At 63.5% G+C, this 12,577-nt stretch carries 18 protein-coding genes; 5 read left to right on the top strand and 13 right to left on the bottom strand.

Annotated elements, in window-relative coordinates:
• Positions 1 to 806 (bottom strand): TolC family protein (locus AC1DYX_RS19675; RefSeq protein ID WP_477261884.1); only part of this gene is annotated, 806 nt, incomplete at its 3' end.
• 181 nt (positions 807 to 987) lie between these two features.
• Complete coding sequence (locus AC1DYX_RS19670; RefSeq protein ID WP_477261882.1) at positions 988 to 1,344, bottom strand: hypothetical protein; 357 nt, start codon at positions 1,342 to 1,344, stop codon at positions 988 to 990.
• 195 nt (positions 1,345 to 1,539) lie between these two features.
• Between AC1DYX_RS19670 and AC1DYX_RS19665 the strand changes: the two genes are divergently transcribed.
• From AC1DYX_RS19665 to AC1DYX_RS19645, 5 genes are all read left to right on the top strand, one after another.
• The gene (locus tag AC1DYX_RS19665) at positions 1,540 to 2,124 is read left to right on the top strand and encodes a papain-like cysteine protease family protein (protein WP_477261880.1); all 585 of its coding nucleotides are present in this window, start codon (positions 1,540 to 1,542) and stop codon (positions 2,122 to 2,124) included.
• Between the two features lies 1 nt (position 2,125).
• Positions 2,126 to 2,752 (top strand): hypothetical protein, encoded by a 627-nt coding sequence (locus AC1DYX_RS19660; RefSeq protein ID WP_477261878.1) that lies wholly within the window; start codon positions 2,126 to 2,128, stop codon positions 2,750 to 2,752.
• A 133-nt stretch (positions 2,753 to 2,885) separates the two neighbouring features.
• The gene (locus AC1DYX_RS19655; RefSeq protein ID WP_477261875.1) at positions 2,886 to 3,647 is read left to right on the top strand and encodes a peptidylprolyl isomerase; all 762 of its coding nucleotides are present in this window, start codon (positions 2,886 to 2,888) and stop codon (positions 3,645 to 3,647) included.
• 21 nt (positions 3,648 to 3,668) lie between these two features.
• Positions 3,669 to 6,737 carry a peptidase domain-containing ABC transporter gene (locus tag AC1DYX_RS19650; protein ID WP_477261873.1) on the top strand — a complete coding sequence of 1,023 codons (3,069 nt, stop codon included), beginning with the start codon at positions 3,669 to 3,671 and terminating at the stop codon, positions 6,735 to 6,737.
• Positions 6,734 to 8,017 carry a sigma-54 interaction domain-containing protein gene (locus AC1DYX_RS19645; protein WP_477261872.1) on the top strand — a complete coding sequence of 428 codons (1,284 nt, stop codon included), beginning with the start codon at positions 6,734 to 6,736 and terminating at the stop codon, positions 8,015 to 8,017. Before AC1DYX_RS19650 ends, AC1DYX_RS19645 begins: the two co-directional genes overlap by 4 nt.
• Positions 8,018 to 8,194: 177 nt before the next feature.
• On the opposite strand, the gene AC1DYX_RS19640 is transcribed toward AC1DYX_RS19645, so the two are convergent.
• From AC1DYX_RS19640 to AC1DYX_RS19590, 11 genes are all read right to left on the bottom strand, one after another.
• Positions 8,195 to 8,956, bottom strand: coding sequence for a PP2C family protein-serine/threonine phosphatase (locus tag AC1DYX_RS19640; RefSeq protein WP_477261870.1), 762 nt, complete (start codon positions 8,954 to 8,956; stop codon positions 8,195 to 8,197).
• Between the two features lie 14 nt (positions 8,957 to 8,970).
• Positions 8,971 to 9,264 (bottom strand): hypothetical protein, encoded by a 294-nt coding sequence (locus AC1DYX_RS19635; protein WP_477261868.1) that lies wholly within the window; start codon positions 9,262 to 9,264, stop codon positions 8,971 to 8,973.
• Between the two features lie 90 nt (positions 9,265 to 9,354).
• Positions 9,355 to 9,633, bottom strand: coding sequence for a hypothetical protein (locus AC1DYX_RS19630; RefSeq protein WP_477261866.1), 279 nt, complete (start codon positions 9,631 to 9,633; stop codon positions 9,355 to 9,357).
• Between the two features lie 37 nt (positions 9,634 to 9,670).
• Positions 9,671 to 9,925 carry a hypothetical protein gene (locus tag AC1DYX_RS19625; RefSeq protein WP_477261864.1) on the bottom strand — a complete coding sequence of 85 codons (255 nt, stop codon included), beginning with the start codon at positions 9,923 to 9,925 and terminating at the stop codon, positions 9,671 to 9,673.
• Positions 9,926 to 10,007: 82 nt separating this feature from the next.
• Positions 10,008 to 10,286 carry a hypothetical protein gene (locus tag AC1DYX_RS19620; protein WP_477261862.1) on the bottom strand — a complete coding sequence of 93 codons (279 nt, stop codon included), beginning with the start codon at positions 10,284 to 10,286 and terminating at the stop codon, positions 10,008 to 10,010.
• Between the two features lie 52 nt (positions 10,287 to 10,338).
• Positions 10,339 to 10,620 carry a hypothetical protein gene (locus tag AC1DYX_RS19615; RefSeq protein WP_477261860.1) on the bottom strand — a complete coding sequence of 94 codons (282 nt, stop codon included), beginning with the start codon at positions 10,618 to 10,620 and terminating at the stop codon, positions 10,339 to 10,341.
• Positions 10,621 to 10,936: 316 nt separating this feature from the next.
• Positions 10,937 to 11,131 carry a hypothetical protein gene (locus tag AC1DYX_RS19610; RefSeq protein WP_477261858.1) on the bottom strand — a complete coding sequence of 65 codons (195 nt, stop codon included), beginning with the start codon at positions 11,129 to 11,131 and terminating at the stop codon, positions 10,937 to 10,939.
• A gap of 83 nt (positions 11,132 to 11,214) precedes the next feature.
• Positions 11,215 to 11,466 carry a hypothetical protein gene (locus AC1DYX_RS19605; RefSeq protein ID WP_477261856.1) on the bottom strand — a complete coding sequence of 84 codons (252 nt, stop codon included), beginning with the start codon at positions 11,464 to 11,466 and terminating at the stop codon, positions 11,215 to 11,217.
• 13 nt (positions 11,467 to 11,479) lie between these two features.
• Positions 11,480 to 11,755 (bottom strand): hypothetical protein, encoded by a 276-nt coding sequence (locus AC1DYX_RS19600; protein ID WP_477261854.1) that lies wholly within the window; start codon positions 11,753 to 11,755, stop codon positions 11,480 to 11,482.
• Positions 11,756 to 11,799: 44 nt separating this feature from the next.
• Complete coding sequence (locus tag AC1DYX_RS19595; protein WP_477261852.1) at positions 11,800 to 12,075, bottom strand: hypothetical protein; 276 nt, start codon at positions 12,073 to 12,075, stop codon at positions 11,800 to 11,802.
• Between the two features lie 62 nt (positions 12,076 to 12,137).
• Positions 12,138 to 12,419: a hypothetical protein gene (locus AC1DYX_RS19590; protein ID WP_477261850.1), complete on the bottom strand. Its 282-nt coding sequence runs from the start codon at positions 12,417 to 12,419 to the stop codon at positions 12,138 to 12,140.
• Positions 12,420 to 12,577: the final 158 nt, after the last annotated feature.

Here is a 12,577-nt window from a genome sequence, read left to right as displayed (position 1 = left end):
CCCAACGACAGCGTCACGTCGGGTATGCGCGCGGCCCGTTCGGCGTCCGCCTGGGCTTGCCGGGCTGCGAGCTGGCCGCGCGCGCGGCGGATCCCGGTGGCGTCTCCGGCCCGCGCCAGCAGCGCGGCGAGCGGCTCCACGTCCGGCAGGGGCGCGCTGTCGGCGGCGAGCATGAGCGTGTCGGGCGGCTGGCCGACCAGGGCGCCCAGCCGGGTCCTGGCGATCGTCAACGCGCCTGTCGCCTGGGTCAGCGCCGTCGCCGCGTCGACGGCCGCGAGGCGGGCCCGGGTCTCGTCGATCGGCGAGATCTTGCCGGCCGCCACGCGCTTGCCGGCCACGTCCACGGTGCGGCGCGCGAGGTCCGTCAATGCCTGGGCGACTTCACGCCTTTGCGCGGCGATGTGGACGCCGTGCCAGGCCGTCACCACGTCGGCGCGAATGTCCTGGCGTCTTGCCTGCCAGTCGACCTGGGCCAGCCCGGCCGCTTCCCGCGCGACGGCCACGCGGGCCCGGCGTTTGCCGCCCAGTTCGACCGGCTGGTTGATCTGCACGGTGGTCGTGCGCGTGCCCGCCTGCTGGCCTTCGCGCAGCCAGGAGAGTTCGGGATTCGGCAGGCGATCGGCCTGTTCGACCAGCGCCCGGCTCGCCGCCACCTCGTGGGCAGCCGCGCGCACCGCGGGCTGGTCGAGGGCGAGCCGGATCGCCGTCGGCAGGTCGATGGGTGTGGACGCCGGCCCGGCGGCGCCGCAGCGCCATGCCAGTGCGGATGCGGCGACGCACACCGCTACTCGTAGGGATATGTTCATTCCTTGCTCCTGAAAAATGGGTTATCAGGCGCGCGGAGGGATAGCCTTAGAACCTATCTCAGTAGGGTGGGCGGTCTCCGCCCACGCGGACGTTTGCAATCCGCATACGTCACGCGTGGGCACGGGGTGCCCACCCTACTGGGATACGCTCTTAGGTTCGCTGATCAAGGCCGCGCGCGGGTCAGGCGGCGGCGGGCCATTTGGGCCGTTCGAGGCGGCCGGGAGGAGGAGACGTCAGGAAAGGCGGGAAAAATGCGATGTCCACCGCATGCCGGGACTCGGCGGGTACCACGACGAAGGACGCGGGCAGGCAGGCGGTGTGGCCGAACGTGCATGCCGCGCAATGGGGATCCGCCGCGGACGCGATGTCGTCGACGGCGACGAACACGGGCGCGGCGCCGGCCGCCACGCTGTGGTGGGTCACGCCGGCGGGCGTCATCGCGCAGCACTTGTCCGCCACGGCCAAGGCGGCCTGGAATGGATAGACCAGCAGCAGGACGATGATGACGAGACGGCGCATCGCGTGATGATACCGCATGCGCATTTCGACACCGCTTTCGCGATCGGAAATATTGCCGCCTATAACTAATTCAAAACGAGCAATGGGCAAATGAGCGGGGTCAACAGATCGTCGGAATAAGGTTGGGTTCGCCATCCGCCTGCCCTACCTTTATGCGGGAGGGATCGTGCCGATTCCTACATCCATGAACGAACTCGCTGGAGGCTCGCTGTGATGAACTTCGCGCATATGCTTGGCGGACTTTTTATGTTGGGAACCTTGTCGGCCTGTTGTAATCCACCGCTGGTGGCGACGATCGATGTCCCGCGACTGCCGCAACAGGCCTCGAACTGGTGCTGGGCAGCAAGCGGACAAATGACGATGCGCTTCCTGGGCCACGACGTTGCCCAGTGCGTCGAGGCGAACAACCGTTTCGGCCTGACGACCTGCTGCTCGAACAATTCCGGAAGCTGCAATAACGGCGGCTGGCCGGAATACGAGAAATACGGTTTCACGGCCGACCAGACCTCCGATACGGCGCTCACCTTCGCGCAAATCCGGACGCAGATTTATTGCAGGAAAAAACCCATCGCATTCAGCTGGCATTGGCCCGGCGGCGGCGGGCACATGATGGTCGTGAAGGGCTATCTCACTTTAGGCGGTGTGCAATATGTCGACATCAACGATCCCGAGCCTTACACGAATCTCAGTACGCTGACCGGCGGCACCGAAAGCATCATCACCTATGCGTCCTACGTCAGCGATTCCGGTCATACGCACTGGAACGACTATTACAACATCACGTACAAAGGAGACTGACATGCACAAACTTCCTTTATTGATGCTCGTTGCGATGGCCTGTTTCCTGGGCGGATGCCAGACCACGCATAGCCAGCCGCGTCCCCGTCCCAGCCAGGCGACAGCCGCGCAGGATGGCCTCGCGACGCTCAAACGGGTCGTCAATGCCGGCAACTATGCTTCGCTGGGCTTTACGTCGGTCGACGAAGTGCGCCAGGCCACGCTGGGCGAGCCGCTGCAGGTCTACCAGGTCCGCCTGGATGCCCTGCGCGGCTTCACCCACGAGACCGATCCCGAAACCCTGCTCGTCGACATAAGGCGCAACCTCTACCCGGTCAGGGTCGGCGACCGCGTGGCCACCTCGATCTTCGTCATGGGCACGCACGACGGCTGGCGCACGTCCGAACTGGGCAACGCGGCCGTGGCGCAACTCGTCAGCCGCTACCGCCATGGCCGTGGCGATTTCGTCGTGCACGTGCCCGCGCTGAAATCGTATTTCGTCGCGGACCGGGTCGAGGGCAGCCTCGTGCTGACGCCCGTCATGGACGACCCGCGCACCGGACTGCAGGCGGGCGAAACGCTGCCGGCCCGCGACGTCTTCGTGCGCCTGCAGCGCGCATCCGATGGCTACAACGGCCTGCCGCAATAGCACACCACGGGCGGCGCCGGCCGCCGCCCGTGCGGACATTGACTTTGCCCGGCAGCCTGCTACAACGGATAGACGAGGGCGTCGACCGGCGTGGCAGCGCAGCTGCATGCGCCGGTACAAAGGGAGAGACCACATGGCCGGGATTGTGCGCATCGACGATGTCGTCATCGATACGGATGACTTCATCCGGACACTCAAGCTGACCGGGCAGTTCGAAGGACTCGTCGAGCAGATGGTGCGCGACAAGCTGACCGTGCTGGCGGCAAAAAAACAGGGCGTGCAACCCGCCCCCGAGGCGATCCAGGAACGCGCCGACCAGTTCCGCCGCATTCAGGGGCTGCACCGCGCCGCAGACATGAATCACTATCTCGACGTCATGGGCGTCAGCCTGGACGAATTCGAGGATTACATCATCGACGGCCTCATCCAGGAAAGGATGATGGAACAGGTCTGCAGTCCACAAGCCGTCGAGCAATATTTCAAGCTGAATTCCCCTAAATTCGACAGCGTCGAGATCAGCCACATCGTGCTCGATTCCGAAGGCAAGGCCAGGGAAATGATGTCGGCACTGGCCGACGATCCCGAGAGCTTCGCCGAGATGGTGAGCGAATATTCGGTCGGAGAAGCGCGCGAAAACGGCGGCGTGATCGGCAAGGTGTTGCGCGGCTCGCTGAAGCCGGACATCGAGGCGCGCGTGTTCAACGCGGCAGCCGGAGATTTGCTCGGGCCGTTTCCGTCGCCGGACCGGACATTGTTCGAAATCTACATGGTCAACACCAGGTATCCCGCAACATTGGACGAGGAAACGGCCGTGGAAGTGCGCCGCCTGCTGCGCGAGGAATGGCTGGCGGCGCGGGCGCAGGAGCACATCATCGAAGCCTGTCCCGCACGCTGAGCCGGCGATGGCCGCGACGTCATGGACTCACTGGCGCAACAACAGCAATCCCCTGCGGAATTCCTGGCCGCCGTCGAGATCCTGTCGATCTTCACGGCGGAGGAACTCGACAGGCTGGCGGCCGCCATCGAGACGCGCAACTATGCCTTCGGCGACACCATCTGCAAGGCGGGCGATGCGGCCGACGGCCTGTACATCATCCGCGCCGGTTCCGTGCGCGTGTTCAGCGAAGAACACGGCAAGGAAACCAGCATGGGCGTGCGCAAGACGGGCGAGGTGTTCGCCGAGCTCGCCATGCTGCGCAGCTACCGGCACGAACTGTCCGCGCGCGCGGCGCTGAAGACGGAGCTGTGGTTCATCCCGCGCAGCGCGATCGAACCCGTCATCGGCCGCAATCCCGCCGCGCTCGACTTCATCAACAATTACGTCGCCATCAGCTCGGCCGGCGGGCTCGTGGCGAAGCTGTTCGACCTGCGCGGCAAGGTCAGCAAGCCCGAAATGGACGAGTTCGTGCGCAGCGTGGGCGTCAAGCGCATCGTCAGCGGCAAGGAAATCCTCAAGCAGGGCGCGCGCGACGACCGCCGGCTGTACGTCGTGCGCCAGGGAGAAGTGCGCGTCGTCGTCAATGACAGCACCGACGAGTACGTGCTGGCCACCTTGGGTCCCGGTGAGATCTTCGGCGAACGCGCCTGCCTGATGCGCCAGGAACAGCCGGCCACGATCGTCGCCGCGATGGACACGACGGTGCTCGTCATCCCGGAAAAATCGGCGCATTTCATCCTCGAGCGCAATGCCAGGTTCCGCGACGTGATCGAGGAACGCGTGCGCTTCCTCGAGCGCGAGCTGCACCGGCAAAAGAAACTGGCCGAAAGGAGGAAGCGGCCCGTCGTGCTCGATCTCGCCTCGCAACCGAAGGCGGGCGAGAAGGTCATCAAGCGCTTCGCCTGGGTCGAGCAGGCCGAGGAAATGGATTGCGGCGCCGCCTGCCTGGCGATGCTGTGCCGCCATTACGGCATCAACATGACGCTAGGTAAATTGCGCGAACTGGCCAATGTCACGGCGCAGGGCGCCACCCTGGACAGCCTCGCGCGCGCGGGCGAGGCGCTCGGATTCGGCGCGCGCGGCGTGCAATGCACGTTCGACGCGCTGCAGGGCTTCGAACTGCCGTTCGTCGTGCACTGGGAGGGTTACCACTACGTGATCGTGTACGGCGTCTCGCCGGACCAGGTCTGGGTGGCGGATCCGGCCGTCGGCTTCAAGAAGCTGAGCGTGGAAGAATTCGAACGGGGCTGGAGCGGCACCTGCCTCGTGTTCACGCCGGGCGAGCAGCTTGTGCAACTGACGGCCTCGCGCTCGCCGTGGCTGCGCTTTGTCGGCTATTTGCGGCCCTACCGCAAGATCCTGCTGCACCTGTTCCTCGCCACGTTCGTGATCCAGATGCTGGGCATCGTGCCGCCGCTGATCATCCAGAACATCCTCGACGGCGTGCTCGTGCACCAGAACCTGGGCCTGCTCCACCTGCTGATCCTGGGCCTCGTCATTTCCACCGCGTTTTCCCAGGTGATGACCACGTTGCGTGCCTACCTGTCGAACTACATGGTGCGCAACCTCGATTTCTCGATGATGGCGCAGTTTTTTAAACACACGATGTCGCTGCCCTATTCCTTCTTTGCCAAGCGCAAGACGGGCGACATCCTCGCGCGCTTTTCGGAAAACCAGACGATCCGGGCGTTCTTGACCGAATCGACCGTGACCACCCTGCTCAACCTGCTGATGGTGTTCATGTACTTCACGATCCTGTTCTTCTACAACGTCAAGCTGACCATGTTGCTGATCGGCTTCGTGATCCCGATCATCGCGCTGACCGTGCTGGCGACGCCCCGCATCAAGGAATACGCGCGTGAAGTGTTCGCCGCGTCGACGGATGCGCAATCGTTCCTGATGGAAGCGCTGGGCGGCATCGAGACGATCAAGGGCATGGGCAGCGAGCGTCCCGTGCGCCTGAAATGGGAAAAGAAATACGTCAAGGCGCTGGAGACGCAGTACCGCTCGCAATCGTTCAGCATCCTCGTCGGCCTCGCGAGCCAGATACTGAATTCCGCGACCACGATCGTGATCCTGTGGGCCGGCGCGAGCCTTGTGCTGGCGCACGAACTGACGATCGGGCAGTTGATGGCATTCAATGCGCTGATGGGCAGCGTGCTGGGCCCGCTGATGGGGCTGGTGGGCCTGTGGAGCCGCATGGGTGACGCCAGCGTCGCGATGGAACGCCTCGGCGACGTGCTCGACATCGAACCGGAACAGAAACCCGCCGACGTCGCCGCGCGCGTCATCCTGCCCGACCTGCAGGGTGAGGTCCGGCTCGAACACGTGTTTTTCCGCTACGGTGGCGAGGACACGCCGTACGTGCTCGAAGACATCGACATCGACATCAAGCCCGGCCAAACCGTGGCCATCGTCGGCCGCAGCGGTTCCGGCAAAACCACGCTGGCGAAGCTTCTCGTCGGCTTTTATCCGCCCAGCGAAGGCAAGATCTTCGTGGATGGCTACGAGATGACCGCCATCGACCGCGGCTATTACCGGGCCCAGGTCGGCTACGTCATGCAAAGCAATCTGCTGTTCTCCGGCACGATCGCGGAAAACATCGCCAGCGGCGACGACAGCCCGGACCGCCGCCGCGTCGAGGAAGTGGCGAAGATGGCCGATGCRCATGCGTTCATCAGCAAGCTGCCGCTCGGCTACGACCAGGTGGTGGGCGAACGCGGCGTGGGCCTGTCCGGCGGCCAGGTGCAGAGACTGTGCATCGCGCGCGCCCTGTACCACGACCCGCGCCTGCTCGTGTTCGACGAAGCGACCTCCGCGCTGGACACGCAGTCCGAGAGCAACATCATGGCCAACATGGAAGCGATCTTGAAGGGACGCACGGCCGTCATCATCGCGCACCGCCTCAGCACGATCATGCGGGCCGACAAGATCGTCGTGCTGTACGAAGGCAAGATCACGGAGCAGGGCCGCCACGACGAATTGCTGGCGCGGCGCGGCATGTACTACGAGCTGGTGCAAAAGCAGCTGGGGGCGGGCATCTCATGAAACTGTTCAATCCGGGCGGCGAACGCGGTTCCGCAATGTCGTATGCGGCCTTGCTGGAGAAGATCGAGATCATGCGTTCCACCCTGCGCTGGGCGACGCGGCTCGAACGGCCGGACGTGGATAAACTGCTGCGCCAAACCAACAGCCTGCGCGACGAGGTGATGCAGCTGTCGCACAAGGAACGCTTCGTGCAGGCCGTGAGCGGCGACGTCGAGCGCCGCACGGGAGAAGAGCCCGTGCCCGAACCGCCGACCGGCGAACGCCGGCGCGCACTGCTGGCCCGCAGCTTCGTGTTCGAGGGCACGTTCGGCGACAACCCGAAGCTGCTCGACGCGCTGGAAATCGCGGAAAAGGCGGCGCCCACGGACCTGCCCGTGCTCGTCGATGGCGAAAGCGGCACCGGCAAGGAGCTGATGGCCAAGGTGATCCACGCGAATGGCGCGCGCGCCGACAAGCCGTATATCTCCGTCAACTGCGGCGCGATCCCCGACAGCCTGCTCGAATCGGAACTGTTCGGCCACAAGAAGGGCGCGTTCACGGGCGCGGCCAATGACCGCAAGGGCAAGTTCGAAAGCGCGCACAAGGGCACCATCTTCCTCGACGAGATCGGAGAACTGCCGCTGCCCGGCCAGGTGAAGTTGCTGCGCGTGCTGCAATCGCATGAGATCCAGCGCGTCGGATCGGACGAGACCATCGCCGTCGACGCGCGTATCGTGGCCGCGACCAATAAAAACCTGCGCAAGCTGATCGAGCAGGGCACGTTCCGCGAAGACCTGTTTTATCGGCTCAGCGTCATCCACGTCACCCTGCCGCCGCTGCGCGAGCGCAAGGACGAGATTCCGCTGCTGCTTGCGTATTACGGCGACGAGGCGGCGGAAGCGCTGAAGCGGAGACCGGTGGCGTTGACGGCGCGCTTGCGCGACTTTTTGCTGCGTTATTCGTATCCCGGCAATATCCGTGAGCTGCGCAACCTCATGTACCGCATCAGTTGCCTGGCTGGCGAGACGGCGGACCTCTCTCACCTGCCGGAAGATATCCGGCCGGCTGTAGCGGGCGCGGGCCTGAAACTGGATCGCGTCGACGGCGCGAGCGTCTCATTGGCCGAGGCCAAGCGCGTGGCCAGCGACGAGGCGGAACGGCTCTGCCTGGAGCGCGGATTGCAGGAAGTCGGCGGTACCGTGGCGGAACTGGCGCGGCGCTGGGACATGAATCGCTCGCACCTGCAGATCCTGCTGCGCAAGCACGGCCTGCATTCGAAGGATTTCCGCAAAACCCATTGAACGTCCGCGTGGGCACGTTTCATTGGATTGATGCCCCCGGCATCAATCCCCCCCGGCCTCAAATGCCCACCCTACAATGCTGTTGCGCAAGTCGTAGGGTGGGCTCCCCGAGCCCACCAAGCGCATGCGGTCCGCGAACGTGCCCACCACCTCACGCAAGCCATTCACGGACGGTGATTACAACGCCGGATTCAACAAGGTTTTATCGATGGACATGTCATTCGCCTGCGCCACGACGACCGTGACATTGTCGCGCCCGCCATTCTCCAGCGCCATCCGGACCAGCGTCTGCGCCGCCTGGGCGCAATCGCCGCACGCGAGCGTGTCACGGATGTCCTGCTCGGGGACCGGGTTGCTGAGGCCGTCGCTGCACAGCAGGAAGATGTCGCCATCGCGCACGGACAGCGTGGTCACCTCGACGTCCAGGGAATCGCTCGCGCCCACCGCGCGCGTGATCATGTTACCGCCCACGGCCGCGGAGGCGGCGGCGTCGACGCCGCGTGCCTGCAGCRCCGCGGCCTGGCTGTGGTCGCGCGTGAGCTGTTGCAGGCGGCCGTGCCGGTACAGGTAGATGCGGCTGTCGCCGGCCCACAGGCAGGCCGCTTCCGTGCCGACCGCGAGCAGGACCACGACCGTGCTGCCCATCACCGGCACGTGCCGCGCGCGCGCCTCGGCGCTCAAGGTGCCGTTGACCTGCACGAGCGTCGCGCGCGCGCCGTCGATGTAGCGGGCCAGGCTGGTGGGCGGCGGCAACCGGTCGAGGGCTTCCACAACGGTCCGGCTCGCCACATCGCCGAACGCATGTCCGCCCATGCCGTCCGCCACGACCCACAAGCCGCGCTGCGGCTGGGCCAGGCAAGCGTCCTCGTTGCGGCTACGCACGCGCCCGACATCCGTCTGTGCGACGGATGTCCAGTGGAAGGCGGCATCGCAGCTCATGACCGGCTCGGGCTTCAGGTCGTCGGGCGCACGGCTTTGTTGAGGCTGCTTTCATCCACGCCCACGTTCAGCGAGGCGTTCGCGCCGGTATTGTTGACCGACACCATCTGATACTGATTGATCATCTGGTCGGCATAGTTATTGATCTGATAGAAGTTGATCACCGGGACCGGACCCGGGGATGCATCGAAATAGGGCTGGATCCAGCCGAAGACCCAGGGCGCCCCGCCACCGCCGTGGATGACCGACATGGCCTTGCGGTCCAGTGCCATGCTGGCGGGAAGATCTTTGACGGTAATGGTAGCCATATGCTCTCCAAACGGGAAGAAGGGAGACCGGACGCCGGTCTCCCCAGTGTAGTCCACTTTTCAGCTTGTCGCGGTCTGTCGTGCGTTCCTTCAACGGCGCACGATCGTGTTCTTGCCGTTCTGCGCGACGTCGTTGTCGACGTGGATGCAGTCCGTGAATGCGGAACCGTTGGCGGTGGCGGTGAGCGCGCCCTGTGCCTGGCCGAGGTTCTGCATCGCATTGATCGACGTGTCGTTGGTGCCGGCGTATTTGATGTCGCCGAACGTATAGGACGCGGCGTTGACTTTCCAGCCGCCGCGCACGGCGGACATGGTCGGGCGGTCGAGGCGTTCGCTGCGGGCGAGGTCGTTGATGATCAAGGTTTTCATGGCGGGTCTCCTGATGTCGTGGTGATTGTCGTGCCGGTCAGAACACGGCGCGGTTCTCGCCCCACAGCGAGGCAGCCAGGCGCAGGTCCGGGCCCGTGAAGTTCGCGCCGATGACGCCGTTGTTGTTGAGGACATTGACGCTGATTTGCTGGAACTGGCCGAGTTGCTGGTTGACGTTCACGTTGACGTTGACGTCCTTGCCCACGCCGGCAAAGCCGCCGCGGACGGCTGCCATGGCCTGGTTGTCGAGTGCGGCGCTGTGCGCCAGGTCGCGGATCTGGATGGATGACATGATGTTCTCCTTGTTGCGTGTGTTTGTGTGATGGGTTGGAAGTGCCGCGCGGGAGCGGTTGTCGGTCCCGCGCGGCAGCGACTCAGCCGATGATCTTGTTCTTGCCGTTCTGGTGCGTGGTGTTGTTCACGGTCACGCCAGACAGGAAGGCCGATTCGTTGGCCGTCGCCGTCATCACGTTCTGCTGCTGGCTCAGGGCCTGCATCGCGTTGATCGACGAGTCGGACGACGGGGCGTAGGTGAAATCGCCCATCTTGAACGACGGTGCGTAATATTCGTTGTGGCCGCCGCGCACGGTGGTCATGGTGGCGCGGTCCAGGGTCTCGGCGCGGTCCAGGTCTTTGATGGTCAGGGTTTTCATGGCGTTCTCCTCAGATTGAATTCGAATGAATGCTKGGAATAMGTTGCGTCGATCAGCGACGCACGATCACGTTCTTGCCGTCCTGCGACACGTCGTTRTGGACGTTCACGCCRTCGACGAAAGCCGAACCGTTGGCCGTGGCGGTCATCACGTTCTGGAGCTGGCTCAGGCTCTGGSYGGCATTGATCGACGAGTCGGACTTCGGTGCATAGGTGATGTCGCCGAACGTGTACGACGGTGCGTAATATTGGTTGTGGCCGCCGCGTACGGTGGTCATGGCAGCGCGGTCCAGGGTCTCGGTACGGGCCAGGTCGGTGATGATCAGGGTTTTCATGGTCAAAGCTCCTTGAGGTATGCGGTTGGTTGGTCGAGGCATTTATCTGCGCTCGATGGACTATTTGCGAAATGCGTGCCAGGTCTTGCGACCACTTCGAAATAACATCGTAAGCCCTTGAAAAACAAGGGGAATTTATGCCAATCTCAGCATTGAGGAAGTGCGTATCGCACCGTGTGACGCATGCGGCCTGACGGGTCGGACCCAACACATTTATGAGGCTGTTCGGCGCGATCCAACAGCGTTTCGTCGGACATGAAAAACAAAAAGCCGCCCGGTTTTCGCCGGACGGCTTTGTGCAGGAAAGGAAGAGTGTTCAGCGCGGCGACGGCTTGTCGTTATCCGTCCTGGCGGCCGCGATTCGCGCCGGATCGAACAGCCGGACCCTTGGCGAGACGGGCCGCACGAAGCGTCCGCCCGCGCGCAGGCGCGACCCGCCCGCGATCGCGAACATCGCCTGGCGATCCAGCTCGGTGTTTTCCGATAAATCCTTGATGACGATGGTAGCCATGATGCCTCCTTGGAATGGCAGGTTAACGGACTGAATCCCCTTGCCGGCACAGGCCGGCAAGGGGACGAAGCAAAGGGCGGAGGTCAGATCACGACCTTGTTCAACCCCTTCAGAGTGGCGGCCACATCGATATCGGGGCCGACGAACCCGGCGCCGATCACGCCGTTGTTGTTCAGGACATTCACGCCAATCTGCTGGAACTGCGCCAGTTGCTGGTTGACGTTCAGCGTGACGTTGACGTCCTTGCCGAAGGCGCTGCCGCCTTGCACCGCCGACATCGCCTGGTGGTCCAGTTCGTTGCGATGCGGCAGGTCGTGGATTGCGATGGATGACATGGGTCTCTCCCGCTCAGCCAAGAATCTTGTTCTTGCCGTTCTGGTGCGTCGTGTTGTTCACGGTCACGCCGCTCAGGAAAGCCGAATCGTTGGCCGTCGCCGTCATCACGTTCTGTTGCTGGCTCAGGGCCTGCATCGCGTTGATCGACGAATCGGACGTCGGGGCGTAGGTCACGTCGCCGTATTTGTACGACGGTGCAAACACGTTCCAGCCGCCACGCACGGCCGCCATGGCGGTGCGATCCAGTTGTTCGGCGCGGTCCAGGTCCTTGATGATCAGAGTGTTCATGTCAATGCTCCTCGAAAGTATAGTCAATGATGGTCGCGATGGGTTCAGCCGACGATGACGTTTTTGCCGTTCTGGTGCGTGGTGTTGTTCACGGTCACGCCGGACAGGAAGGCCGAATCGTTGGCCGTCGCGGTCAGCACGTTCTGTTGCTGGCTCAGGCTCTGCATCGCGTTGATCGACGAATCGGACGTCGGCGCATAGGTCACGTCGCCAAACTTGTACGACGGCGCAAACACGTTCCAGCCGCCACGCACGGCCGCCATGGCGGTGCGATCCAGTTGTTCGGCGCGGTCCAGGTCTTTGATGGTCAGGGTTTTCATGGCGTTCTCCTCAGATTGAATTCGAATGAATGTTTGAATAAGTTGGGGCAATAAGCAGTCGATCAGCGACGCACGATCACGTTCTTGCCGTCCTGCGACACGTCGTTGTGGACGTTCACGCCGTCGACGAAAGCCGAACCGTTGGCCGTGGCGGTCATCACGTTCTGGAGCTGGCTCAGGCTCTGGGCGGCATTGATCGACGAGTCGGACGACGGGGCGTAGGTGATGTCGCCGAACGTGTACGACGGTGCGTAATATTGATTGTGGCCGCCGCGCACGGTGGTCATGGCGGCACGGTCCAGGGTCTCGGTACGGGCCAGGTCGGTGATGATCAGGGTTTTCATGGYCAAAGCTCCTTGAGGTATGCAGTTGGTTGGTCGAGGCATTTATCTGCGCTCGATGGACTATCTGCGAAATGCGTGCCAGGTCTTGCGACCACTTCGAAATAACATCGTAAGCCCTTGAAAAACAAGGGGAATTTATGCCAATCTCAGCATTGAGG

The sequence above is a fragment of the Massilia sp. P2_C2 genome, from assembly GCF_056404615.1.
Note: the sequence above shows the minus strand (reverse complement) of the source record. Positions and strands in the feature narration are given on the sequence as shown.

Bases quoted from the DNA above. Each gene is read 5' to 3' on its own strand.
- AC1DYX_RS19670 (WP_477261882.1), bottom strand. From the start codon at position 1,344: ATGCGGTATCATCACGCGATGCGCCGTCTCGTCATCATCGTCCTGCTG.
- AC1DYX_RS19665 (WP_477261880.1), top strand. From the start codon at position 1,540: ATGAACTTCGCGCATATGCTTGGCGGACTTTTTATGTTGGGAACCTTG.
- AC1DYX_RS19660 (WP_477261878.1), top strand. From the start codon at position 2,126: ATGCACAAACTTCCTTTATTGATGCTCGTTGCGATGGCCTGTTTCCTG.
- AC1DYX_RS19655 (WP_477261875.1), top strand. From the start codon at position 2,886: ATGGCCGGGATTGTGCGCATCGACGATGTCGTCATCGATACGGATGAC.
- AC1DYX_RS19645 (WP_477261872.1), top strand. From the start codon at position 6,734: ATGAAACTGTTCAATCCGGGCGGCGAACGCGGTTCCGCAATGTCGTAT.
- AC1DYX_RS19635 (WP_477261868.1), bottom strand. From the start codon at position 9,264: ATGGCTACCATTACCGTCAAAGATCTTCCCGCCAGCATGGCACTGGAC.
- AC1DYX_RS19630 (WP_477261866.1), bottom strand. From the start codon at position 9,633: ATGAAAACCTTGATCATCAACGACCTCGCCCGCAGCGAACGCCTCGAC.
- AC1DYX_RS19625 (WP_477261864.1), bottom strand. From the start codon at position 9,925: ATGTCATCCATCCAGATCCGCGACCTGGCGCACAGCGCCGCACTCGAC.
- AC1DYX_RS19620 (WP_477261862.1), bottom strand. From the start codon at position 10,286: ATGAAAACCCTGACCATCAAAGACCTGGACCGCGCCGAGACCCTGGAC.
- AC1DYX_RS19610 (WP_477261858.1), bottom strand. From the start codon at position 11,131: ATGGCTACCATCGTCATCAAGGATTTATCGGAAAACACCGAGCTGGAT.
- AC1DYX_RS19605 (WP_477261856.1), bottom strand. From the start codon at position 11,466: ATGTCATCCATCGCAATCCACGACCTGCCGCATCGCAACGAACTGGAC.
- AC1DYX_RS19600 (WP_477261854.1), bottom strand. From the start codon at position 11,755: ATGAACACTCTGATCATCAAGGACCTGGACCGCGCCGAACAACTGGAT.
- AC1DYX_RS19595 (WP_477261852.1), bottom strand. From the start codon at position 12,075: ATGAAAACCCTGACCATCAAAGACCTGGACCGCGCCGAACAACTGGAT.
- AC1DYX_RS19590 (WP_477261850.1), bottom strand. From the start codon at position 12,419: ATGAAAACCCTGATCATCACCGACCTGGCCCGTACCGAGACCCTGGAC.